Origin of the sequence: unidentified bacterial endosymbiont (assembly GCF_918797525.1) — a bacterium.
Taxonomy (GTDB): Bacteria; Pseudomonadota; Gammaproteobacteria; order Enterobacterales; family Enterobacteriaceae; genus Enterobacter.
The window spans coordinates 4,711,305-4,733,710 of sequence record NZ_OU963893.1; the positions used below are offsets into that span (position 1 = coordinate 4,711,305).

At 53.0% G+C, this 22,406-nt stretch carries 21 protein-coding genes and 3 pseudogenes; 13 read left to right on the forward strand and 11 right to left on the reverse strand.

Annotation, left to right across the window (positions count from 1 at the left end; genetic code table 11):
- Positions 1–90: 90 nt before the first annotated feature.
- From ftsN to rraA, 5 genes are all read left to right on the forward strand, one after another.
- Positions 91–1,059 (forward strand): cell division protein FtsN, encoded by a 969-nt coding sequence (gene ftsN, locus NL510_RS22450; protein WP_253380510.1) that lies wholly within the window; start codon positions 91–93, stop codon positions 1,057–1,059.
- Positions 1,060–1,153: 94 nt separating this feature from the next.
- Positions 1,154–1,684: an ATP-dependent protease subunit HslV gene (gene hslV / locus NL510_RS22455; RefSeq protein ID WP_253380512.1), complete on the forward strand. Its 531-nt coding sequence runs from the start codon at positions 1,154–1,156 to the stop codon at positions 1,682–1,684.
- A gap of 9 nt (positions 1,685–1,693) precedes the next feature.
- Positions 1,694–3,025: an ATP-dependent protease ATPase subunit HslU gene (gene hslU, locus NL510_RS22460; protein WP_253380514.1), complete on the forward strand. Its 1,332-nt coding sequence runs from the start codon at positions 1,694–1,696 to the stop codon at positions 3,023–3,025.
- A 68-nt stretch (positions 3,026–3,093) separates the two neighbouring features.
- Positions 3,094–4,014 carry a 1,4-dihydroxy-2-naphthoate polyprenyltransferase gene (gene menA / locus NL510_RS22465; protein ID WP_253380516.1) on the forward strand — a complete coding sequence of 307 codons (921 nt, stop codon included), beginning with the start codon at positions 3,094–3,096 and terminating at the stop codon, positions 4,012–4,014.
- Between the two features lie 92 nt (positions 4,015–4,106).
- The gene (gene rraA, locus NL510_RS22470) at positions 4,107–4,592 is read left to right on the forward strand and encodes a ribonuclease E activity regulator RraA (protein WP_253380518.1); all 486 of its coding nucleotides are present in this window, start codon (positions 4,107–4,109) and stop codon (positions 4,590–4,592) included.
- 82 nt (positions 4,593–4,674) lie between these two features.
- On the opposite strand, the gene zapB is transcribed toward rraA, so the two are convergent.
- Positions 4,675–4,914, reverse strand: coding sequence for a septal ring assembly protein ZapB (gene zapB, locus NL510_RS22475; RefSeq protein ID WP_253380520.1), 240 nt, complete (start codon positions 4,912–4,914; stop codon positions 4,675–4,677).
- 397 nt (positions 4,915–5,311) lie between these two features.
- Here zapB and NL510_RS22480 point away from each other — a divergent pair, with 397 nt between their 5' ends.
- The 4 genes from NL510_RS22480 (at position 5,312) to fpr (ending at position 9,658) form a co-directional block, all read left to right on the forward strand.
- Positions 5,312–6,157 carry an MIP/aquaporin family protein gene (locus tag NL510_RS22480; RefSeq protein WP_253380522.1) on the forward strand — a complete coding sequence of 282 codons (846 nt, stop codon included), beginning with the start codon at positions 5,312–5,314 and terminating at the stop codon, positions 6,155–6,157.
- 21 nt (positions 6,158–6,178) lie between these two features.
- Positions 6,179–7,687: a glycerol kinase GlpK gene (gene glpK / locus NL510_RS22485; RefSeq protein WP_253380524.1), complete on the forward strand. Its 1,509-nt coding sequence runs from the start codon at positions 6,179–6,181 to the stop codon at positions 7,685–7,687.
- A 117-nt stretch (positions 7,688–7,804) separates the two neighbouring features.
- The gene (gene glpX / locus NL510_RS22490) at positions 7,805–8,815 is read left to right on the forward strand and encodes a class II fructose-bisphosphatase (protein ID WP_253380526.1); all 1,011 of its coding nucleotides are present in this window, start codon (positions 7,805–7,807) and stop codon (positions 8,813–8,815) included.
- Positions 8,816–8,911: 96 nt separating this feature from the next.
- Positions 8,912–9,658: a ferredoxin--NADP(+) reductase gene (gene fpr / locus NL510_RS22495; protein ID WP_253380528.1), complete on the forward strand. Its 747-nt coding sequence runs from the start codon at positions 8,912–8,914 to the stop codon at positions 9,656–9,658.
- Here the strand turns inward: fpr and NL510_RS22500 are convergent, their stop codons facing one another.
- Positions 9,659–10,078, reverse strand: coding sequence for a DUF805 domain-containing protein (locus tag NL510_RS22500; RefSeq protein ID WP_253380530.1), 420 nt, complete (start codon positions 10,076–10,078; stop codon positions 9,659–9,661).
- Positions 10,079–10,190: 112 nt separating this feature from the next.
- Between NL510_RS22500 and NL510_RS22505 the strand changes: the two genes are divergently transcribed.
- Entirely contained in the window at positions 10,191–10,787 is a 597-nt protein-coding gene (locus NL510_RS22505; RefSeq protein ID WP_253380532.1) for a DUF1454 family protein, read from the forward strand.
- A 111-nt stretch (positions 10,788–10,898) separates the two neighbouring features.
- Entirely contained in the window at positions 10,899–11,666 is a 768-nt protein-coding gene (tpiA, locus tag NL510_RS22510) for a triose-phosphate isomerase (RefSeq protein WP_119938128.1), read from the forward strand.
- A 270-nt stretch (positions 11,667–11,936) separates the two neighbouring features.
- On the opposite strand, the pseudogene NL510_RS22530 reads toward tpiA, so the two are convergent.
- The 5 genes and pseudogenes from NL510_RS22530 to fieF all read right to left on the reverse strand — a co-directional run.
- Positions 11,937–12,560, reverse strand: a pseudogene (locus NL510_RS22530) (hypothetical protein); the annotation flags it as partial.
- Positions 12,561–12,589: 29 nt separating this feature from the next.
- Positions 12,590–13,330: a CDP-diacylglycerol diphosphatase gene (locus NL510_RS22535; RefSeq protein WP_253380534.1), complete on the reverse strand. Its 741-nt coding sequence runs from the start codon at positions 13,328–13,330 to the stop codon at positions 12,590–12,592.
- 110 nt (positions 13,331–13,440) lie between these two features.
- Positions 13,441–14,430, reverse strand: coding sequence for a sulfate ABC transporter substrate-binding protein (locus tag NL510_RS22540; RefSeq protein WP_253380536.1), 990 nt, complete (start codon positions 14,428–14,430; stop codon positions 13,441–13,443).
- 133 nt (positions 14,431–14,563) lie between these two features.
- Positions 14,564–15,526, reverse strand: a complete 963-nt coding sequence (gene pfkA, locus NL510_RS22545; protein WP_253380538.1) for a 6-phosphofructokinase — start codon at positions 15,524–15,526, stop codon at positions 14,564–14,566.
- A 174-nt stretch (positions 15,527–15,700) separates the two neighbouring features.
- A complete protein-coding gene (gene fieF / locus NL510_RS22550; RefSeq protein WP_253380540.1) occupies positions 15,701–16,594 on the reverse strand; it encodes a CDF family cation-efflux transporter FieF in 894 nt (297 codons plus the stop codon).
- Positions 16,595–16,898: 304 nt separating this feature from the next.
- Between fieF and NL510_RS22555 the strand changes: the two genes are divergently transcribed.
- Both NL510_RS22555 and NL510_RS22560 read left to right on the forward strand, forming a co-directional pair.
- Positions 16,899–17,369, forward strand: a complete 471-nt coding sequence (locus tag NL510_RS22555; RefSeq protein ID WP_253380542.1) for a DUF3757 domain-containing protein — start codon at positions 16,899–16,901, stop codon at positions 17,367–17,369.
- Positions 17,370–17,464: 95 nt separating this feature from the next.
- A pseudogene (locus NL510_RS22560) lies at positions 17,465–17,722 on the forward strand (phage portal protein); the annotation flags it as partial.
- A 381-nt stretch (positions 17,723–18,103) separates the two neighbouring features.
- On the opposite strand, the gene NL510_RS22565 reads toward NL510_RS22560, so the two are convergent.
- From NL510_RS22565 to tnpC, 4 genes and pseudogenes are all read right to left on the reverse strand, one after another.
- Positions 18,104–19,216, reverse strand: coding sequence for a helix-turn-helix domain-containing protein (locus NL510_RS22565; RefSeq protein WP_253380544.1), 1,113 nt, complete (start codon positions 19,214–19,216; stop codon positions 18,104–18,106).
- Between the two features lie 13 nt (positions 19,217–19,229).
- Positions 19,230–19,823: a hypothetical protein gene (locus NL510_RS22570; protein ID WP_253380546.1), complete on the reverse strand. Its 594-nt coding sequence runs from the start codon at positions 19,821–19,823 to the stop codon at positions 19,230–19,232.
- Positions 19,824–19,898: 75 nt separating this feature from the next.
- Positions 19,899–20,701, reverse strand: a pseudogene (locus NL510_RS22575) (replication endonuclease); the annotation flags it as partial.
- Positions 20,702–20,835: 134 nt separating this feature from the next.
- Positions 20,836–22,374, reverse strand: a complete 1,539-nt coding sequence (tnpC, locus tag NL510_RS22580) for an IS66 family transposase (protein WP_253377880.1) — start codon at positions 22,372–22,374, stop codon at positions 20,836–20,838.
- Positions 22,375–22,406 lie beyond the last annotated feature (32 nt).

The following is a 22,406-nucleotide window of genomic DNA, read 5'->3' on the forward strand; positions in this document are numbered from 1 at the left end:
AGACGTCTTTAGGACACCCTTATCTGGTCAAAGCCCCGCCGCTTAAGTAACATGGCGGGCTGACGAACGAATAAATACAGCGAAACGATAGTGGCACAACGAGATTATGTACGTCGCGGCCAGCCGGCACCTTCGCGACGCAAAAAGAGCAGTTCAAAAAGCAAGCAACGTAACCTGTCCGCAGTCTCGCCAGCAATGGTCGCGATTGCTGCAGCTGTCGTGGTGGCCTTTATTGGCGGTCTGTACTTTATTACGCACCATAAAAAAGAAGAGTCTGAGGCGCTTCAGGGCAATAAAGTTGTCGGAAATGGTCTGCCGCCGAAGCCGGAAGAGCGTTGGCGCTATATTAAAGAGCTGGAAAGCCGCCAGCCTGGCGTGCGTGCGCCGACAGAACCTTCTGCCGGCGGCGAAGTGAAAAACGCCGATCAACTGACTAATGAACAGCGTCAACTACTGGCTCAGATGCAGGCCGATATGCGTCAGCAGCCTACACAGCTGAACGAAGTCCCGTGGAATGAACAAACGCCGGCGCAGCGCCAGCAAACGTTGCAGTTGCAGCGTGAGCGCCAGACGCAACTTCAGAATCGGCAGCAACAGCAGTGGGCGCAAACCCAGCCGGTTCAGCAGCCTAAAGCGCAGCAGCAGGCACGTGCGGTGCCGTCGCAGCCAGTGCAACAGCCTAAAGCACAGCCGCAAAAACAAACCACTCAGCCGTATCAGGATCTGTTGCAAACACCAGCACATACTACCGCGCAGCAGCCGAAAACACAGCCCGCCGCGCCGGTGACTAAAGAGACAGAAGTCCCGAAAAAGACAGCTGAGAAGAAAGATGAACGCCGCTGGATGGTTCAGTGCGGCTCATTTAAAGGCGCAGAGCAGGCAGAAACCGTGCGTGCACAGCTGGCATTTGAGGGATTTGATTCACGCATAACCACCAATAACGGCTGGAATCGCGTAGTGATTGGGCCAGTCAAAGGCAAAGAAAATGCCGATGGCACTATTTCCCGTTTGAAAGTGGCCGGGCACACAAACTGCATTCGACTCGCAACCGGGGGTTGAAACCCCCAAAATCCCCCCCATCTATCATTCTATTCAGCCCTGAGCATTGGCTCAGGGCTTCTGTTTGCCGAATTTGTAACCAGGGGGTCTGCTCGTGACAACAATAGTAAGTGTACGCCGTAACGGCCAGGTGATCATTGCCGGTGATGGCCAGGCCACGCTGGGTAATACCGTCATGAAAGGCAACGTGAAGAAAGTTCGTCGTTTATACAACGACAAAGTGATCGCCGGTTTTGCAGGCGGCACGGCCGATGCCTTCACGCTGTTTGAACTGTTTGAACGCAAACTGGAAATGCACCAGGGTCATCTGGTGAAAGCCGCCGTTGAGCTGGCGAAAGACTGGCGTACCGATCGTATGCTGCGTAAGCTTGAAGCCCTGCTGGCCGTGGCGGACGAAAACGCCTCGCTGATTATCACCGGAAACGGTGACGTCATTCAGCCCGAAAACGACCTGATCGCTATCGGCTCTGGCGGCCCTTATGCCCAGGCGGCTGCCCGCGCGCTGTTGGAAAACACCGACATGAATGCACGCGATATCGCGGTGAAAGCGTTGGATATTGCAGGTGATATCTGCATTTATACCAACCACAACCACACCATCGAAGAATTGTCCTCTAAAGCGTAAGGATCTCCCATGTCTGAAATGACCCCACGCGAAATTGTCAGCGAACTGAACAAACACATCATCGGTCAGGACAATGCCAAGCGTTCCGTGGCAATCGCTCTACGTAACCGCTGGCGCCGTATGCAGCTTGATGAAGACCTGCGCCACGAAGTCACGCCAAAAAACATTCTGATGATCGGCCCGACCGGTGTCGGTAAAACCGAAATCGCCCGTCGCCTGGCAAAGCTTGCTAATGCGCCGTTCATCAAAGTTGAAGCCACCAAGTTCACCGAAGTGGGCTATGTGGGTAAAGAAGTCGACTCCATCATTCGCGATCTTACCGATTCTGCAATTAAAATGGTGCGTGTCCAGGCTATCGAGAAAAACCGCTACCGCGCCGAAGAGATGGCCGAAGAGCGCATTCTCGACGCGCTGATCCCACCGGCGAAAAATAACTGGGGTCAGGCTGAACAGCAGGCAGAACCTTCCGCTGCGCGTCAGGCTTTCCGCAAAAAACTGCGTGAAGGTCAGTTGGACGATAAAGAGATTGAGATCGATCTCGCTGCAGCACCGATGGGCGTCGAAATTATGGCGCCTCCGGGCATGGAAGAGATGACCAGCCAGCTGCAATCCATGTTCCAGAACCTGGGCGGCCAGAAGCAAAAAGCGCGCAAGCTGAAAATCAAAGATGCCATGAAGCTGCTGATTGAAGAAGAAGCGGCGAAGCTGGTAAACCCGGAAGAGCTAAAGCAGGACGCTATCGACGCGGTTGAGCAGCACGGCATTGTGTTTATCGATGAAATCGACAAGATCTGTAAGCGCGGTGAATCCTCCGGCCCGGATGTTTCGCGTGAAGGCGTGCAGCGCGACCTGCTGCCGCTGGTTGAAGGCTGTACCGTTTCCACCAAACATGGGATGGTCAAAACAGACCATATCCTGTTTATCGCCTCTGGCGCATTCCAGGTAGCAAAACCGTCTGACCTGATCCCGGAACTGCAGGGTCGTCTGCCTATTCGCGTGGAACTGCAGGCGCTGACTACCGAAGACTTCGAGCGTATCCTGACCGAGCCAAATGCCTCTGTGACCGTACAGTATAAAGCGCTGATGGCGACCGAAGGCGTGAACATTGAGTTTACGCAAGACGGGATTAAACGTATTGCCCAGGCCGCGTGGCAGGTGAACGAATCCACCGAGAACATCGGTGCGCGTCGTCTGCACACCGTGCTGGAACGCCTGATGGAAGACATCTCCTATGATGCAAGCGACCTGAATGGCGAAAGCATTACCATTGACGCAGATTATGTGGGCAAACACCTGGATGCGTTAGTGGCAGATGAAGATCTGAGCCGTTTTATCTTATAATCGCGGTTATTGCATTCTCATCACTGTTAATGGGGCTGAAAAGCCCCATTTTTATTGGCTTAATAACTATGACTGATATCAGCCGTACTCAGGCGTGGCTCGAAAGTCTGCGCCCTAAAACTCTTCCTCTGGCATTCGCTGCGATTATCGTTGGTACCTCTCTCGCCTGGTGGCAGGGTCATTTTGATCCGCTGGTGGCTTTGCTTGCACTTATCACCGCGGGTCTGCTGCAGATCCTCTCTAACCTTGCCAACGATTACGGCGATGCGGTGAAAGGCAGCGACAAGCCAGACCGTATCGGGCCGCTGCGTGGGATGCAGAAAGGGGCGATTACCCAGGCGCAGATGAAGCGGGCGTTGATTATCACCGTGGCGCTGATTTGTCTGTCTGGACTGGCGCTGGTGTCCGTCGCCTCTAAGTCACCCAGCGATTTCGTTGGCTTTCTGGTATTAGGTTTGCTCGCCATCATCGCGGCCATTACCTACACCGTCGGCACGCGTCCCTACGGCTACATTGGTCTGGGCGATATTTCCGTTCTGGTGTTCTTTGGCTGGCTAAGCGTGATGGGCAGTTGGTATCTGCAGGCGCATACGCTCATCCCTGCACTGTTCCTTCCTGCGACCGCCTGTGGCCTGTTGGCAACGGCGGTGTTGAACATCAACAACCTGCGCGATATCGACAGCGATCGTGAAAACGGCAAAAATACGCTGGCTGTCCGCCTTGGGCCGGTTAATGCCCGTCGCTATCACGCTTGCCTGCTGCTTGGCGCGCTAATCTGTCTGGCCCTTTTTAATCTGCTCTCCCTGCACAGCCTTTGGGGTTGGCTGTTTGTTCTGGCCGCACCGCTGCTGATGAAGCAGGCCCATTTTGTTATGCGTGAACTCAGCCCTGCAGCCATGCCACCCATGCTGGAACGCACGGTCAAAGGTGCGCTGCTGACTAACCTGTTGTTCGTTATAGGGATTGTCTTAAGCCAGACGCTGAGTTAACTGACAAATATCAATTAACAATTGATGATTTTGCCAACAACGCATTTCGCACGATATACTGAACACATTCGCAGCAATAGAGCGTTAAACCTATGAAATACGATACCTCCGAGCTTTGTGACATCTACCAGGAAGATGTCAACGTCGTTGAACCGCTGTTCTCCAACTTTGGAGGACGGTCCTCGTTTGGCGGACAAATCATCACGGTGAAATGTTTCGAGGATAACGGATTGCTGTACGATCTGCTCGAACAGAACGGCCGTGGTCGCATTCTGCTGGTCGATGGCGGTGGTTCAGTTCGCCGTGCCCTTATCGATGCCGACCTTACCCGTCTTGCCGTGCAAAACGAGTGGGAAGGGATAGTGGTTTACGGCTCAGTGCGTCAGGTGGACGATCTTGAAGACCTGGATATCGGCATTCAGGCCATCGCGGCGATTCCGGTCGGCGCAGCGGGTGACGGGATTGGCGAAAGCGACGTGCGCGTGAATTTCGGCGGCGTGACCTTCTTCTCCGGCGACCATCTGTACGCCGATAATACCGGTATTATCCTTTCCGAGGATGCACTGGATATCGAGTAATACAACATAAGCATGAACCATAAAAAAACCGGGTGGGGCAGACGCCTTACCCGGCTTTTTGGATCTGTATTTCCTGAGGAAATTAAACCTCTTCCATCCGTCCCAGCAACGCCTGAAGACGATCCTGCCAACCGTTCTGCTGCTCACGCAGCTGGTGGTTTTCGCGCTCCAGTTCTTCTCGGCTGTGCTGAGCGTTCTGAACGTCCTGAGACAGGCTGTTGTTCTTCTCTTTCAGCTCTTCAATTTCCATTTGCAGCAGGGTGATGGTGTCAATCGCCTGCTGTACTTTCGATTCCAGTTTCTCAAACACTTCTAAAGACATGATTCTACCTCTCCTGAATTGCAAGGCGACGCTTTAATGTAAACGCGCACAACATATGCCGATTGTATGAAGCCCCGTCGCCCCTGTCCAGCGGCACACCGCGCAGATCGCGGTTTGCAACACTTTTCAGCCTCATCCTGGTGCGTTCGCGGCATATACCTCTAAATTGTTAACTCTTTAGTTAATGAAATGATTCAGCTCACAATTTTCCCGTGACGCAAAAATGCGCTTTGTGGCGCGAAAACGCTCATTTTATTGATGCAGACCACACATTTTGATTTCGATATTTCTCGTTTTTGCTCGTTAACGATAAATTAACACCGTGTCTACAGGACATCGTGGTTGTCACGGGCGGCCACGCTAACGATAATCATTCATTTTTTTCAGGATTCCGATTATGAGTCAGACATCAACCTTAAAAGGCCAGTGCATCGCCGAGTTCCTTGGTACCGGGTTGTTGATATTCTTCGGAGTGGGCTGTGTCGCTGCGCTGAAAGTGGCTGGTGCCAGTTTTGGTCAGTGGGAAATCAGTATCATCTGGGGTCTGGGCGTGGCGATGGCCATCTACCTGACTGCAGGGGTTTCTGGCGCACACCTTAACCCGGCGGTGACCATCGCGCTGTGGCTGTTCGCGTGCTTCGACAAACGCAAAGTCGTTCCTTTCATTATTTCTCAATTTGCCGGCGCGTTTTGTGCTGCGGCGTTAGTTTACGGGCTTTATTACAATCTTTTCGTCGACTTCGAACAGACGCACCATATGGTGCGCGGCAGTGTCGAAAGTCTGGATCTGGCAGGTATTTTCTCTACCTATCCCAATCCGCATATCAATTTGGTGCAGGCGTTCGCCGTTGAGATGGTGATTACCGCTATTCTGATGGGCGTTATTATGGCGCTCGGCGATGATGGCAACGGCATTCCCCGCGGCCCGCTGGCGCCATTGCTGATTGGCCTGCTGATCGCCGTTATTGGTGCGTCGATGGGTCCCTTGACTGGATTTGCGATGAACCCGGCGCGTGACCAGGGACCCAAAACCTTCGCCTTCTTTGCCGGATGGGGCGACGTTGCCTTCACCGGCGGCAAAGATATTCCTTACTTCCTGGTACCGCTTTTCGGGCCAATCATCGGGGCGGCACTGGGTGCATTCGGCTATCGCAAATTAATTGGTCGCCATTTACCGTGCGACACCTGTGTGGAAGAAGAGAAAGAGACGGCTTCGACCGCACAACAAAACGCTTCGCTGTAATCTGACTACGGGACAAAAAACATGACCGAAAAAAAATATATCGTTGCACTCGACCAGGGCACCACCAGCTCCCGCGCTGTCGTAATGGATCATGACGCGAATATCGTCAGCGTGTCACAGCGCGAATTTGAGCAAATTTATCCTCGTCCAGGCTGGGTAGAACACGACCCAATGGAGATCTGGGCGTCGCAAAGCTCTACGCTGGTCGAAGTGCTGGCGAAAGCTGATATCAGTTCCGACGAAATAGCTGCCATCGGGATCACCAACCAGCGTGAAACGACCGTGGTCTGGGAGCGCGAAACCGGCAAGCCGATTTATAACGCCATCGTCTGGCAGTGTCGTCGCACATCGGAAATCTGCGAGAAACTGAAGCGCGAGGGCATGGAAGATTACATTCGTAGCGCCACCGGGCTGGTCATTGACCCGTACTTCTCCGGCACCAAAGTAAAGTGGATCCTTGACCACGTGGAAGGTTCACGTGAGCGCGCAAAACGCGGCGAGCTGCTGTTCGGCACCGTCGACACCTGGCTTATCTGGAAGATGACGCAGGGACGCGTCCATGTTACCGACTACACCAACGCCTCGCGTACCATGCTGTTTAACATCAACACGCTGGAGTGGGATGACAAGATGCTGGACGCGCTGGATATCCCACGCGCCATGCTGCCACAGGTGCGTAAGTCCTCTGAAGTGTACGGCCAAACCAACATCGGCGGTAAAGGCGGTACGCGTATTCCCATCGCCGGTATCGCCGGTGACCAGCAGGCGGCGCTGTTCGGCCAGCTGTGCGTTAAGGAAGGGATGGCGAAGAACACCTACGGTACGGGCTGCTTCATGTTGATGAACACCGGTGAGAAAGCCGTGAAATCAGAAAACGGCCTGCTGACCACCATCGCCTGCGGCCCACGCGGTGAGGTGAACTATGCTCTGGAAGGAGCGGTATTTATGGCGGGTGCATCCATTCAGTGGCTGCGTGATGAAATGAAGCTTATCAGCGATGCCTTCGACTCCGAGTATTTCGCCACCAAAGTGAAGGATACTAACGGCGTGTACGTGGTACCTGCTTTCACCGGTCTGGGCGCACCGTACTGGGATCCGTATGCGCGAGGCGCGATTTTCGGCCTGACGCGCGGCGTGAATTCTAACCACATCATTCGCGCCACGCTGGAATCCATTGCCTACCAGACGCGCGACGTGCTGGAAGCGATGCAGGCAGACTCCGGTATTCGTCTGCATGCCCTGCGCGTAGACGGTGGCGCAGTTGCCAACAACTTCCTGATGCAATTCCAGTCTGACATTCTGGGCACCCGCGTAGAACGTCCTGAAGTGCGTGAAGTGACGGCGCTGGGTGCGGCTTATCTCGCCGGTCTGGCGGTAGGCTTCTGGCAGAACCTGGACGAACTGCAGGAAAAAGCGGTGATCGAACGCGAATTCCGCCCGGGCATCGAAACCACCGAACGCAACTACCGCTACAGCGGCTGGAAGAAAGCGGTGAAACGCGCCCTGGCGTGGGAAGAGCACGAAGAGTAATGTTCCCCTCACCCGGCCCACTCCCAAAGGGGCGAGGGTTAGGGTGAGGGCTTAAACCGCACTATCCCCACTCTATGGTAAACTTCGTGCAATTCCTTTTGATTGCACGAGTACCTCATGAAACGTGAACTTGCTATCGAGTTTTCCCGCGTTACCGAAGCTGCCGCACTGGCAGGCTATAAATGGCTTGGCCGTGGCGACAAAAATACCGCAGATGGCGCGGCGGTCCATGCCATGCGAATTGTGCTTAATCAGGTCAATATCGATGGCACCATTGTGATTGGTGAAGGCGAGATCGACGAAGCGCCAATGCTCTACATCGGTGAAAAAGTCGGAACGGGTAAAGGCGATGCCGTGGATATCGCCGTCGACCCGATCGAAGGCACCCGCATGACGGCGATGGGCCAGGCCAACGCGCTGGCGGTGATGGCCGTGGGGGATAAAGGCTGCTTCCTCAACGCACCCGATATGTATATGGAAAAGCTGATTGTCGGCCCGGGCGCAAAAGGCGCTATCGACCTCAGCCTGTCGCTGGAAGAGAACCTGCACAACATCGCTAAAGCACTGGGGAAACCGCTAAGCGAGTTGACCATTACCATTCTGGCGAAACCGCGCCACGACGCCACCCTTGCGCAGATGCAAAAGCTGGGCGTGCGCGTGTTTGCCATCCCTGATGGCGACGTTGCCGCCTCCATTCTGACCTGCATGCCGGACAGCGAAGTGGATGTCCTCTACGGTATCGGCGGCGCGCCGGAAGGCGTGGTGTCTGCTGCGGTGATCCGCGCGCTGGACGGGGATATGCAGGCGCGTCTGCTGCCGCGTCACGAGGTCAAAGGCGACAGCGATGAGAACCGTCGTATCGGTGAAGAAGAGCTGGCTCGCTGCGAGACGATGGGCATCGAAGCCCATAAAGTCCTCGCGCTTAACGACATGGCGCGCAGTGATAATGTGGTCTTCTCCGCAACCGGCATTACCAAAGGTGACCTGCTGGACGGCATTACCCGTAAGGGCAATATGGCGACCACTGAAACGCTGCTGATCCGCGGTAAATCGCGCACCATTCGCCGCATTAAGTCGATCCATTATCTCGATCGTAAAGACCCGGACGTACAGACGCACATTCTGTAAAACCGTTTGATCGATAGAGCTTTCCGGTCCAAATGGGCTGGAAATCCTGCGTTCAACGAACGAAGATAGGGCAATGACAGCAGACGGGAGAATGCCATGGCAGATTGGGTTACAGGTAAAGTCACAAAGGTACAGTTCTGGACCGACGCGCTATTTAGTCTCACCCTCCATGCTCCCGTCCATCCGTTTACGGCCGGGCAATTCGCAAAACTGGGGTTGGATGTCGACGGCGAACGCGTGCAGCGCGCTTACTCTTACGTCAATGCACCCGATAACCCGGATCTCGAGTTCTATCTGGTTACCGTCCCGGCGGGTAAACTGAGTCCACGCCTGGCGGCACTGAAGCCTGGTGATGATGTGCAAATTGTGGCAGAAGCGGCAGGTTTCTTTGTTCTGGATGAAATTCCGGACTGCGACACCCTGTGGATGCTGGCAACCGGCACGGCCATTGGCCCTTATCTTTCTATTCTGCAGTACGGCAAAGACCTGGAACGCTTCAAAAACATTGTTCTGGTTCACGCTGCACGTTATGCCGCAGATTTAAGCTATCTGCCGCACATGCAGGAGCTGGAACAGCAGTACGACGGAAAGTTGAAAATCCAGACCGTGGTTAGCCGCGAAACGGCGGCGGGTTCACTGACGGGCCGGGTTCCGGCATTGATTGAAAGCGGCGCACTGGAAGAAGCGGTTGGCTTGCCGATGAACACTGTAACCAGCCACGTCATGCTGTGCGGCAACCCGCAGATGGTCCGGGACACACAGCAGCTTCTGAAGGATACCCGGCAAATGACGAAACATCTTCGCCGCCGACCGGGCCATATGACCGCCGAACACTACTGGTGATCAGCGGTACTTCACCTCAAGGGTATCTTTACCGTACTTATTTTCGCTCTGGGTGCCAATAAACGCGCCCAGATCGACAATCATCATCACGAAGATAACCGCCGGCAATAGCCTGCCCATGACCCACGGAAGAAGGGACGGAAGCATTTCCCAGTTACCTGCCACCAGCATCCACGCCAGAATAATCAGAAATGCCCACGCGCCGGAACGACCGCGATCGTGCAAGCGCTTCACCACCACAGCGGCCGTTGGCCACAGCAAACAGACCAGCGCAAACGCGGCAGTTTGCGCGCTCAGCCACGCGTTATAGGCCACAAAGAACAGGAGCAGCATGGCAACGACCCACGTCGTTATCCAGACCCAGAAATCACGGCGTCCAATACGCCCTTTGAACGAAAACAGCCACTGCTGTATGGTCATGTAAGGTTCCTTATTATTCTGTCGCGTGCATTTTACCCTGGAGTTGTGACCTTTTGACAAGCCGACCAGATATCGATTTAATCATGAGCTACTACGGCCTGGGGCAATGTTGATGAAATTTTCGACACACTCTCTTTTCCTGTGTTGCGCAATACTGAGCGCCAGCTTTACCCTGCGCGCCGCCGAAACTGCGGCTCCGGTGATAGCACCCTATCTTTTAGCCGGCGCCCCCTCGTTCGATCAGTCCATCAGTCAGTTTCGCGAGACGTTCAACAAGACTAACCCCACGCTAGCGCTGGACGAGTTTCGCGCCATAGAGGGTGCCCGCGATACCCCAACGCTGACCCGCGCGGCCAGCAAGATTAACGAGAATTTGTACGCGTCCACTGCGCTGGAACGCGGCACGTTAAAAATTAAAAGCATGCAGATAACCTGGCTGCCGATACAGGGGCCCGAGCAAAAAGCGGCGAAGGCCAAAGCGCTTGAATACATGAGCGCAATTTTGCAGGCTTTTACCCCAGCGATGACCCACACGCAGAGCCAACAAAAGCTACAAAAACTGCTGACCGTTGGTAAAAACAAACGCTACTACGCTACTACCGAAGGGGCCATTCGTTATGTGGTAGCAGATAACGGCGAAAAGGGGCTGACCTTCGCTGTTGAACCGATTAAGCTGGCACTCTCGGACTCAACTGGAGGGGCGAATTAATGACAAAAAGCAAAGCCTTTCAAGGGAAAATCTCTATACTGATTCACAGACCATGCTGCCCGTCAGGGCGGCCATATTCCTTAATTCGCTAATTTAGCGTGGAGAATTGAAATGCGACATCCTTTAGTGATGGGTAACTGGAAACTGAACGGCAGCCGCCATATGGTAAACGAGCTGGTTGCGAACCTGCGTAAAGAGTTGGCTGGCGTGACTGGCTGCGCGGTTTCTATCGCTCCGCCTGATATGTATCTCGACCTGGCTAAACGCGCTGCTGATGGCAGCCATATCGTTCTGGGCGCTCAGAACGTTGACGTTAACCTGTCTGGCGCATTCACCGGTGAAACGTCCGCTGAGATGCTGAAAGATATCGGCGCGAAATACATCATCATTGGCCACTCTGAGCGTCGCACTTACCACAAAGAATCTGACGAGTTTATCGCGAAGAAATTCGCCGTGCTGAAAGAGCAGGGTCTGACGCCCGTTCTGTGCATCGGTGAAACCGAAGCAGAAAACGAAGCGGGCAAAACGGAAGAAGTTTGCGCGCGTCAGATAGACGCTGTGCTGAAAACGCAGGGCGCGGCAGCGTTCGAAGGCGCGGTTATCGCTTACGAGCCAGTATGGGCAATCGGCACCGGCAAATCTGCAACCCCTGCGCAGGCTCAGGCGGTTCACAAATTCATCCGTGACCACATTGCTAAAGCAGACGCTAAAGTAGCTGAGCAAGTGATCATCCAGTACGGCGGTTCCGTTAACGCAGCGAATGCAGCCGAGTTGTTCACCCAGCCAGACATTGATGGCGCGCTGGTTGGCGGTGCATCCCTGAAAGCTGACGCTTTCGCGGTGATCGTTAAAGCAGCTGAAGCCGCTAAACAGGCGTAATTGCCTTCTTTCCTCTCCCCTGTAGGGAGAGGGATCCCCAGAAAATCCATATCAGCCGCCTTTCCCCGCTCTGACTTCTGCTCGTCTTCAGGCCAAACCCTACCGTTCGCTTTTCCTCATCCCGAAAATTCAGTTCAAACTGCATCCTTCTACTGCTGAATATCAGCCAGCTATCTGCGTCAGTGACGATAACAACATGAGTCTGTAGAGAAATAGCAGCAGATAATGCATCAAAAAAAAGCGATTTCAACTGATCCATTATTCTGTTTTTTCGACGGGAAAATCTGTCTCATCCGGGCGGACCTCGCTTAACGGATGGCCTGTCGGGTCATACGTAAACCGGTACTCACCGCCGTTGCCGTTCTCCAGTCGCAGCAGGTTGCCTCTGGGGTCGTAGTGCCAGCGGCGGGTACGCCCGGCCGGGTCGGTTTCGGCCGTCAGGCAGGATAACATCGCATAATTCACCGTCACGACAGACAAAACAGAACTGCCGGTCGTCAAAATCCGTAAAGCGGGCAACGTTGTCATCATCGTCAAGCAGCCAGTGCGCCTGTGCGCCGTCGTCACGAACGGCACGCCGGGTCCCGCTGACAAAATGGTAATGAAAATCAAGCTGTTCGCCTGCGCTGTTGCGGTATGCCACCACGCGCGGCAGGCCATTGCTGTCTTCATGGCTGCGCAGTAAATCCGTGCCGTCGTCGTAGGCGTAGCTCACCAGGCAGACGTCATCCTCCAGCCAGGCGGGGGAATGTTCATGTAACGGCTGATAACACCAGCGTCCGCCGCTGATGTCATACTCTGACCAGTTGTCGTCCGGATGATGTTCCAGCCACGCCCCAGCACGCTGTCGCCGGGATTGCCGCTGCGCCAGTAGCGCTGCCAGAGTACCGGCAAAAAACAGTAACACTATTCATAGTGAGTCATCACAGAATATCGCATTGATGATCCTGCAATTCCTCCGCCGAGGCGCGGTTAAGCATGAGCCAATTACGCTCGGTCGCCAGTAACACAAACGAACCGTCTGACTGCTGCGCCATCGCCAGTGCAAAGCGCCCCATGTGGTCACGCGCTTCGGGCAACTCTTCCGCCAGCATCATAAACGGGCTGCGCTGCACCAGCTCGTTTTCGGTTACCCGGCGGGCAAGATATTCATGCCCTTCCAGTCCGCCTGGAAACGGCAGCCACTGGGTGCTGATTTGACCTTGAGCGGCATTAAGCTTCTCGCGTACGTCCGTACGCAGGCAGGAGATATGAATATGGAAATGGTTCTGTGTCCGGCCTGTTGGCGAGTTGATCGTCAGCGAAATGGCGCTGTCAGGCACCTCTGCACCTCGCCTCATACTCATAAAGCTACGCGATTGCCACGCCAGCCAGAAAAAATTCGGCGTGTGAGGCTCGGTCAGGAGCGGACTTTCCGCGCCGTTGATGCGGTAAGTTGGCATCAGCAGATACTGCAACGGCCCGTTGCGATCTTTAAACACCACGTAGCCCGCATCAGTTTTTACCTGAGCACAGGGCGCCGGGTTACGGTTCTGAATTTGATTAGGTACACACTGCTCAAGAACGATACGGCGTAACGCGTCTGGATTGCCCGCTTTCATCCAATACCAGCCGCCAGCGGCCAGGGCGATGACAATCAGAATGAGTAAGATGATTTTTTTCACAACGCGTTCTCTGTTTTCGATAGAGGCGAAAGCGTAACGCAAAATGATGACCAAATAAAAACCCGGTGGATTTCTCGCACCGGGTCGCCGTGTCGTTCTTTATAAAGCGCTTAGCGCTTACTGATCTGGTCGAAGGTACCACCGTTAGAGAAGTGCTCTTTCTGCGCTTTCGTCCAGCCGCCGAACTCATCATCAATGGTGAAGAGTTTCAGTTTCGGGAATTCGTCTTCATACTTCTTCGCGACAGCCGGGTCACGAGGACGATAGAAATTTTTCGCCGCAATTTCCTGGCCTTCTGGCGAGTAGAGATACTTCAGGTACGCTTGCGCAATCGCTTTGGTGTCTTTCTTCTCGACCACTTTATCGACCACAGAAACGGTCGGTTCCGCGAGAATAGATTCGCTCGGAGTCACTATCTCGAACTTATCTTTACCCAGCTCGTTCGTCGCCAGCAGCGCTTCGTTTTCCCACGCGATCAGCACATCGCCAATACCGCGCTCAACAAAGGTATTGGTTGCGCCACGCGCCCCGGAATCCAGAACTTCAACGTTCTTATACAATGATTTCACGAACACCTGAGCTTTGGCCTGATCACCGTCATTGTGGTGCAGGGCGTAGCCCCAGGCCGCGAGATAGTTCCAGCGAGCGCCGCCAGAGCTTTTAGGATTCGGGGTGATGACGGACACGCCTGGCTTTATCAGGTCGTTCCAGTCATGAATTTGTTTCGGGTTGCCTTTACGCACCAGGAAAACGATGGTTGAGGTGTATGGCGCGGAGTTATCCGGCAGGCGCTTAATCCAGTTTTTATCAATACGGCCACGCTCGGCAATGGCGTCCACGTCATACGCCAGCGCCAGGGTGACGACGTCGGCTTCGATGCCGTTGATCACCGAGGTCGCCTGCTTCCCGGAACCGCCGTGAGACTGACGAACAACCACATTGTCACCCGTTTCCTGCTTCCAGTGCGCCGCAAAAGCTTTGTTGTACTGATCGTAAAGTTCACGCGTCGGGTCGTATGACACGTTCAGTAACTGGATATCCTTAGCCAGAACGCTGGTTGATGCCAGCAATAATGTTAAACCCACGCCCCACTTATTCATCGCCCAGCTCTCTTATGTAGTGTTTTGATGAATGCAGCGTGCCAGAAAGGATTACAATGATTAAAGAATAAAAAAAGATTGGCTATAACGTAGGGGAATAACAGCCCTCTTCAAAAAGAAGAGGGCCTGGGGATCAATACAGTTTTTTAGCGCAGTCTAACCAGTCACCTTTGAACGGACGCTTCATATTTTCGATAGCGTCGATAATGTCATGGTGGACCAGTTTTTCGTTCTGAATACCGACGCAACGACCGCCAAAGCCCTGCAGCAGCAGATCGATAGCGTAGGCACCCATCCGGGAAGCCAGTATGCGGTCGTATGGGCCCGGGGAGCCGCCACGCTGGATGTGACCCAACACGGTCGCACGGGTTTCACGTTTGGTTTCGGTTTCGATGTACTTCGCCAGCTCGTCAATGTCACAGATATGCTCGGTGATCGCGACAATGGCGTGTTTCTTCCCTTTCGCAATGCCGGCTTTGATTTCGTTCACCAGATCTTCGCGGCTGAACTCGACTTCCGGCACCACCACAAACTCACAACCACCGGCGATTGCCGCGGCCAGCGTCAGGTCGCCGCAGTAACGGCCCATCACTTCGACGATGGAGATACGCTGGTGAGAAGAAGAGGTGTCGCGCAGACGGTCAATCGCTTCAACAACGGTACCCAGCGCAGTGAAATAACCGATGGTATAGTCAGTGCCTTTGATGTCGTTATCAATAGTGCCTGGCAGACCAATACAGGGGAAGCCCATTTCAGTCAGACGTTTTGCACCCATGTAAGAGCCGTCGCCACCAATAACTACCAGAGCGTCCAGGCCACGTTTTTTCATGTTTTCGATAGCCACTTCACGCACGTGTTCATCACGGAATTCCGGGAAGCGCGCCGAGCCAAGGAAGGTACCGCCACGGTTGATCATGTCAGAGACGCTGTAACGGTCTAGCTGCACCATGCGATCTTCATACAGGCCGAGATAACCGTCATAGACGCCAAACACTTCCAGGCCTTCCGTCAGCGCTGCACGGACAACCCCACGAATTGCCGCATTCATGCCCGGCGCATCACCGCCGCTTGTCAACACACCGATTTTCTTAATCATGACTACCTCTGAACTTAGGAATGCAAAATTGAAATCTGTTGCCGGAAGAAACTTTTCGACCAACGAATACTGCAAATAGTATATCAATCACTTCCAGCTGAATTGATTCAGGTCAGGCCATATGGTGGTAATTTATCCACAAAATGCTGGTCTGGCTCACTTTTTTACAACGTATTACGAAAGCTCAACATATCCCGGTACAACCGAGCAGGGATCCTGGTGGATGATGACATCGGACCCAGGAAAACGCTGCAAAATCGCCTGCTCCACCTGGTCAGCTATAACGTGAGCCTGAACCAGTGGCAAATTGTCTTCCATCTCAATGTGAACCTGAATGAAGCGAGTCGGCCCTGACTGCCGCGTACGAAGATCGTGAGCGCCACTGACGCCGGGCCAGTTGGACACAATAGCAAAAATTTCATTACGTTCTGCATCGGGGAGCGCACGGTCGAGAAGCGATTGCACAGCCTCGTATCCCATTCGCAAGGCGCTGTACAAAATATAGACCCCAATGCCTAACGCAAATAACGCATCAGCCCGATGCCAGCCATACCAGGCCAAACCGAGCGCAATAAGAATAGCGCCATTCATCATAACATCAGACTGATAATGAAGCATATCCGCCCGTACAGCCTGGCTTTGCGTTTTGCGTACCACCCATCGCTGGAACGTTACCAGAACAAGTGTGCTTATAAGCGCAATGAGTGTAACGACCACGCCGACGCCTGGATCTTTCATCGGTGTCGGAGACGCCAAATGCTGGATGCCGGTCAAAAACAGGAACAGCGCAGAGCCGGAAATGAACATACTTTGCGCCAGCGCGGCCAGTGATTCCGCTTTGCCATGCCCAAACGTATGCTCGTCATCCGCCGGTTGCAGTGAATAGCGTACCACCAGCAGGTTGGTCAGCGAGGCCGCAATATCCACCAGCGAGTCTACCAGCGCCGCCAGAATACTGACCGAACCGGTATACCACCACGCAAAGATTTTGATGATCAACAAACACGACGCCATGACTGTCGCAGCAATTGCTGCCCGGCTCACCAGCCGTCCATAGGATTGATTCATAAGCACTCCTGACATGCCATGGCGCTAGTATAACGTATCATCGCCCCCTGTGATGATACACATAATCAATACAAAACATTGAAATATTCACCATGCAGATATTAATAGGGTGACATAAGAATATCTCCGGTGAATAACAAAGTAACAACAAATAAACCATAAGAATATAAGAAAATCCCAATGCACTAAAAAATAGATTCGAGCTTAAAAATGCACACTAAAGAGATTGAAGAGCATGGCGTATTTTTATACTTTTTTATGTGAAGAATATTTATTTATTATTTACAATTTAAAGGAAACATTCATGAAAGTAACATCAACGCTGGTATTATCACTGGCACTGCTCACTCCGGCCATTTCCGCTGTCGCTGCGCACCCCATTGCGCCGATGAACTGCCCGGCGCCAGAGAGTATTACCTGGGAAGGTAACCATTTCACCGCCCCGGTAACGCAGGAAGGCTGGCAGGGTAGCTGGAACTCGTCAATTCACGCCCAATCAACGGTCAAGAAATTTACCAATGCCCTTTATTTTGCCAAAAAAGGCTTAAGTGAAGGCGTATTGGTCAATTGTACGTATGCCCTGTCTAATGGAAAAGAAATCGATCTGACTTATAGCCTGCAGGGTGAAGAAAAGAAACTGTCTAATCTGATCGTCTCTATCGATGATGCTGCTGTCTGGATCCCTGAATCCAACTCCAGACTTGAGCGTTTTTATGACTGCGATAAATCTGCACAAGAGTGTAAATTCAACGCAATCAACGTAGTCTATCAATAATTATGCGTAAAAAGCGGGAAAGGTGAGTTCTAATTAAATGGTCATCTTTTGAAGCAATAAAAATCAGGATACCCCCCACACATTATGTGGGGGAAGACAGGAACGATTCAGAAAAGTTTAAAAGGTCGCGGCAAGACGCACGCGGTAACGGTGCTTTTAAAAACCTGTTTGTCTACGCGGCGGGCGGGAAAAGAGACGGCCGGCAAATTATGCCATTCAGCCAGGTGGCGGCGAAGGTGTTTTCCATCAGCGAACTGGCCCCGATACAAGAAAGCCTGAAAGAGTTAAAGGACTGGCTGGGGATCGACGTGGTGCGCTTCAACCCTTACACACTGTTGCAGGCAGCGATCTGACGCCAGCCCGGACACACCCACCACCACCGTGTAACGGCCAGCACGGCCGCAACCGACTACACCGCACGTAAGCCCCTCAGCAGCCCGCTGGCAGGGGCTTTTCCTCAACACGACGAACCGAAAACGACGCAACAGCGAGGCGCAGCGGCGCGAAAATCGGCGCAGATAATACCTACCCTATCCCTCAGCGCGCGCTCATTCCCCCGCCTCGCCCGCACGCAGAAACCCCGCTTTTTTGTGCAACCGGAAGGCCCGCCCCGTCTGGTCTGGCCTGCCCTGATAATACGAATGCCGAAATATTTGTGCATTAATGTGCAATTTTTTGCAGTGTTTTTGACGCAAAAAAAAATCCCGCCGAAGCGGGTTTCATTGGTTATCGAATTATGCAGATTTCATTCGATAAGCAGATAAAGAAACAACATTTTCGGTAGCGATTTCTGGGGCAAAAACTAACGAATTATCGTTCGCTAACTCCGCTAACATAGCTGGAGTAATACACAAACGCTTGGCTAATGACTCAACATCAACTGACAGATCCGTTAAGAGAAACTTCATTGCCTTATGAAATAGCTCTGGCTTTTCATTAGGAATCAAATAATCTTCTTTTTCATCAATGGCTTCCCCCTTACGCTTTAAACCGAAGAATGCCGTTTTATATTGGGCATCGGTTAAAAGAGAAAGCTGATGTGCTCTATAAATTGTTGCTGCCTTACTAACTTTCCACGTCAGTTTAAACTGACTTAGCCCCTGCCAGTCGATACGACCGCCAATTGGGCGTGGAAAATATTTTGCCATCGCCGATCGGGGTAGAAGCAATGCTGATGCAAAACGGTTAGCTTGAGATTCAGTTACCCGATCCCCCGTTGAAATACCTTCGTGCAAAATCAAATGTGCAACTTCGTGAGCAATATCAAAACGCTGACGGCAAGGCGATTTTTTAGCCGTATTTCTTACAATGAATGGCCGACTTAAAGGAACAGAAAGCGCATCCACATCATCAGAGACAGAATCGAAAGAAGTAACAAATGCTCCCAGCTTTTCAGCAAGACGAGTCATGTTGTCGATCGGCCCAAAACCTAATCCCCAGTCAGCCCGGCATTTCTCTGCGGCTCTTTCTATGTCCTCTTGAGTATTTACTCTCAGTTCAGGAAATCTTACTGGCGGTAAATTCAAGTACTCATCAAAAACTTCAATGAGACGGCGATACAATTCAGCTTTAGCGAGCGTCGCCCACTTAGTAGCCATACGTGTTGAACTACGCTTGCGGAAATGAACGATCTCTTCATTCACTGGAGATTGCTCTTGTACTGCGAAAAATTCAGGCGTGACCAGCAATACGGCAGCTAATTTATTCGCAAGCTCAGGAGTAGGCACAGCCGAGCCGGATTCCAGCCGCTGAATGTACTGGCGTGTCTTATCGACCCGCTCAGCTACTTGCTCCAATGATAACTCGTGATACAGACGAGCCAATCGCAAATTAGTACCGTTAAACACTTTTCACCTACTATTATCCGTTATCGCTTTTCTTTTCCTTTTCAGGAACAGAAGCGCTGATATCATCCAGTTCAATCTTAACAGGTGCTGGCGGGGTATCGTCTGTAGAATGCAGCACAGTTACCCGTTCTTCGCCATACGTCCATAAAGAGAGCATTTCTTCCAGCGCATTATAACCCGCAAAATGCACTCGCCCACCTTCACCTTCGAACTCTGGTTTCTCTACAACGAAGCGCCAAATCGTAGGGATTGTATCTTCTGATGCGAATAGCTGATCAACACTATTCTTTCGGAAGAAGTTAGCCTTTTTCGGATTAGTCGGATCATCGCTAAAAGAACGAATTGGGATACCGCCAATAGTGATTGTGTAATCGTTATTCGGATTAGAAAGCCCCAACCAGTCGAATTTTTTTAACATGCACAGTTTGATGATTCGATTCTTTTGACGTCCAAAAGTGCATGTTGCGCGGGTATAATTATCATCAAGCGAAGAAGACAAAAGCTCATAAGTGTCTTCCTGCACTTTAAGGAGTGCCTCCGCAATGATAGATAAGCGTTCTTCGGTTAACTGCGGATGAAACGTCCAAGGTAATGGGTAATTTTGCATCGGGTCACTTTCCTTTCAGTGCAAAAATCAAACTTTGTCAACCGGGATAATGGTGCAGAATTTTGATTCTGTCAACTAACCCCTGTTAATTTTTACAGCCACTTTCCTACGATTGAGAAGCTCGTCAGATTTTTTCTTAACTGCCGTTTTTTCAGATGCCAATTTATCTACCCCAGATGCTGCGCGGTTGCTGGAAACTAGCCTCCCATTTTGCACGGTCATAAAAAGATCGCCGCACGCCACTGACGCAGCGCCAGCAGTTCACTAATCTGCTGCTCTTTGACTGATAGCTCTGATCCCTCTTCTCGTTCCGGTGGCCGCGTTTTCCGCTTAGCCCGTACATCGTCACTTACCGCTGCACCAGTTCTCGCTTTTCCTGCCGTGAAAGCGCATCAAAATTCACCGTCTCGCCCACTTCGTGATCGGCATGTTCAAGTCCTTCTGCACCTGCCGCAGGATCCCGCGTACAGTTATTGACAGCACTCCGAGGGGCGGCGTTGTCGCCTGAAAAACCAACGTCAACGGACACACCGTCAGCACTCTGGCGCTTCGGCACGATTTTGTCTTGAGTGGTGCGGGTGAAGATCAAAGAGTCATTGCCCGTAATCGGGCAATAGATACCGGTGATTCGCCGGACGTCATCGCCGTAGGCGTTGCCGTTTTCGGTGGTTTCATAGTTCAGGGTGTAAAACAAGTTCACGATTGCCCAGGCGGCGAAGTTCGCGATATACGGTGACCGGCGCGCCGCCGATCTGCTGAAACTGGCGAATTGATCAGCGCGACGTCCACGCACTAACGCGCCTGGACATTTCCTTCAGGTCTTCCCCGGTTTCGTCGTCCTTCTCACCATCCAGCGCGAAGCCGTCGATATTCTTCGAACCGCGCGTAACGCATAGTTCTTCTACTTGGTGGTTTACTGGCGAATGTCGCGACTGACGGCGCTTAATGGCTCTTAAGAGTGTCTACATTGGTAAGCGTATAGCGCGAACCGTATTGACGTGACGAGGATGGGTTATTCGGCAGGCAGTGTGATCCGCCACGGCAGCAGTTCACCAACCCGGTTTACCGGCCAGTCAGCAATGACGTCAAGGATATGGTGAAGGTAACGTTCTGGAGCTACTCCATTCAGTTTGCACGTCCCGATCAGACTGTACAGCAGCGCTCCCCGCTCACCACCGTGGTCTGAGCCGAAGAACAGCCAGTTTTTACGCCCCAGACTGACCGTCCGCAGCGCATTTTCAGCGATATTGTTATCGGCTTCAGCCCAGCCGTCGTCTGCGTAGTATGTCAACGCCTGCCACTGGTTCAGTACATAGGTGAACGCTTTTGCCAGCTCTGAGTGTCGCGACAGGGTTTTCACTTTTTCACGCAGCCAGTTTTCCAGTGATTTAAGAAGCGCTTTCGTTTTTAACTGGCGTTCAGCAAGCCGCTGTTCTGCTGGCATTCCCCTGATATCCGCTTCGATGGCATACAACTCGCCTATCCGTTTCAGCGCTTCATCTGTGAGCGCTGAGGGAGTGCGAACGTGAACATCATGGATTTTACGCCGGGCATGGGCCCAGCACGCGGCTTCCTTTATATGACCGTCGCGGTAGAGCTCGTTGAACCCGGCGTAGGCATCAGCCTGCAGTACGCCACTGAAGCCTGCAAGATGGGTCTGAGGGTGGATACCTTTTCTGTCCGGGCTGTAAGCGAACCACACTGCGGGGGCCAGCGCTGAGCCGGCGTTGCGGTCGTCGCGAACGTACGTCCATAAGCGCCCGGTCTTCGTCTTCTTATTACCCGGCAACAGCACCGGGACAGGCGTATCGTCAGCATGGAGTTTGCCGTCGGTCAGGACATAGTCCTGAAGGGCTTCATCCAGCGGTGCCAGCAGACGACAACACGCATCCACCCAGCCCGACAGTACAGAACGACTCAACACCACACCCTGGCGGGCATAGATCTCCGACTGGCGATACAGCGGTGTGTGCTCTGCATACTTTGAGGTCAGCACGCGGGCCAGCAGCCCCGGTCCGGCGATACCCCGTTCGATGGGGCGCGAAGGCGCCGGGGCCTGAACGATGCGATCGCACCGACGGCAGGCATGCTTTTCACGTACTGTCCGGATAACCCGGAAGGCGCTGCGCATCAGCTCCAGCTGTTCGGCGGCATCCTCACCCAGGTAGCTCAGCGAACCACCGCACTCCGGGCAACAGGACTCTGTGGGTAACAACCGCTTTTCATCACGGGGGAGTGACTCAGGGAACGGTTTGCGGGTGCGGGTCTGACGCAGCGGGCGCTGCACCGCCGGATCATCAACCCGACCGGTCAGCGTATCGCTTTCCTGCTGCAGCCGGTTCAGGTCAGCTTCCATCTGCGCGATACGGCGGGATACCTTTTCGGAACGACTGCCGAAGTTCATCCGGCGCAGCTTATCCAGTTGCGCCTGCAGATGGTCTATTTCGCGTTCCCGGTCGGCCAGCTTTTCCAGCAGGGCGCGGTTCAGCGCTTCCTGTTCGGCCAGGCGCTGTTTCAGCAGAAGGATGTCGTCAGAAGAGGTGTCGTTCATAAGCCCGTATTTTACCAGGCTTATTCTGCGAC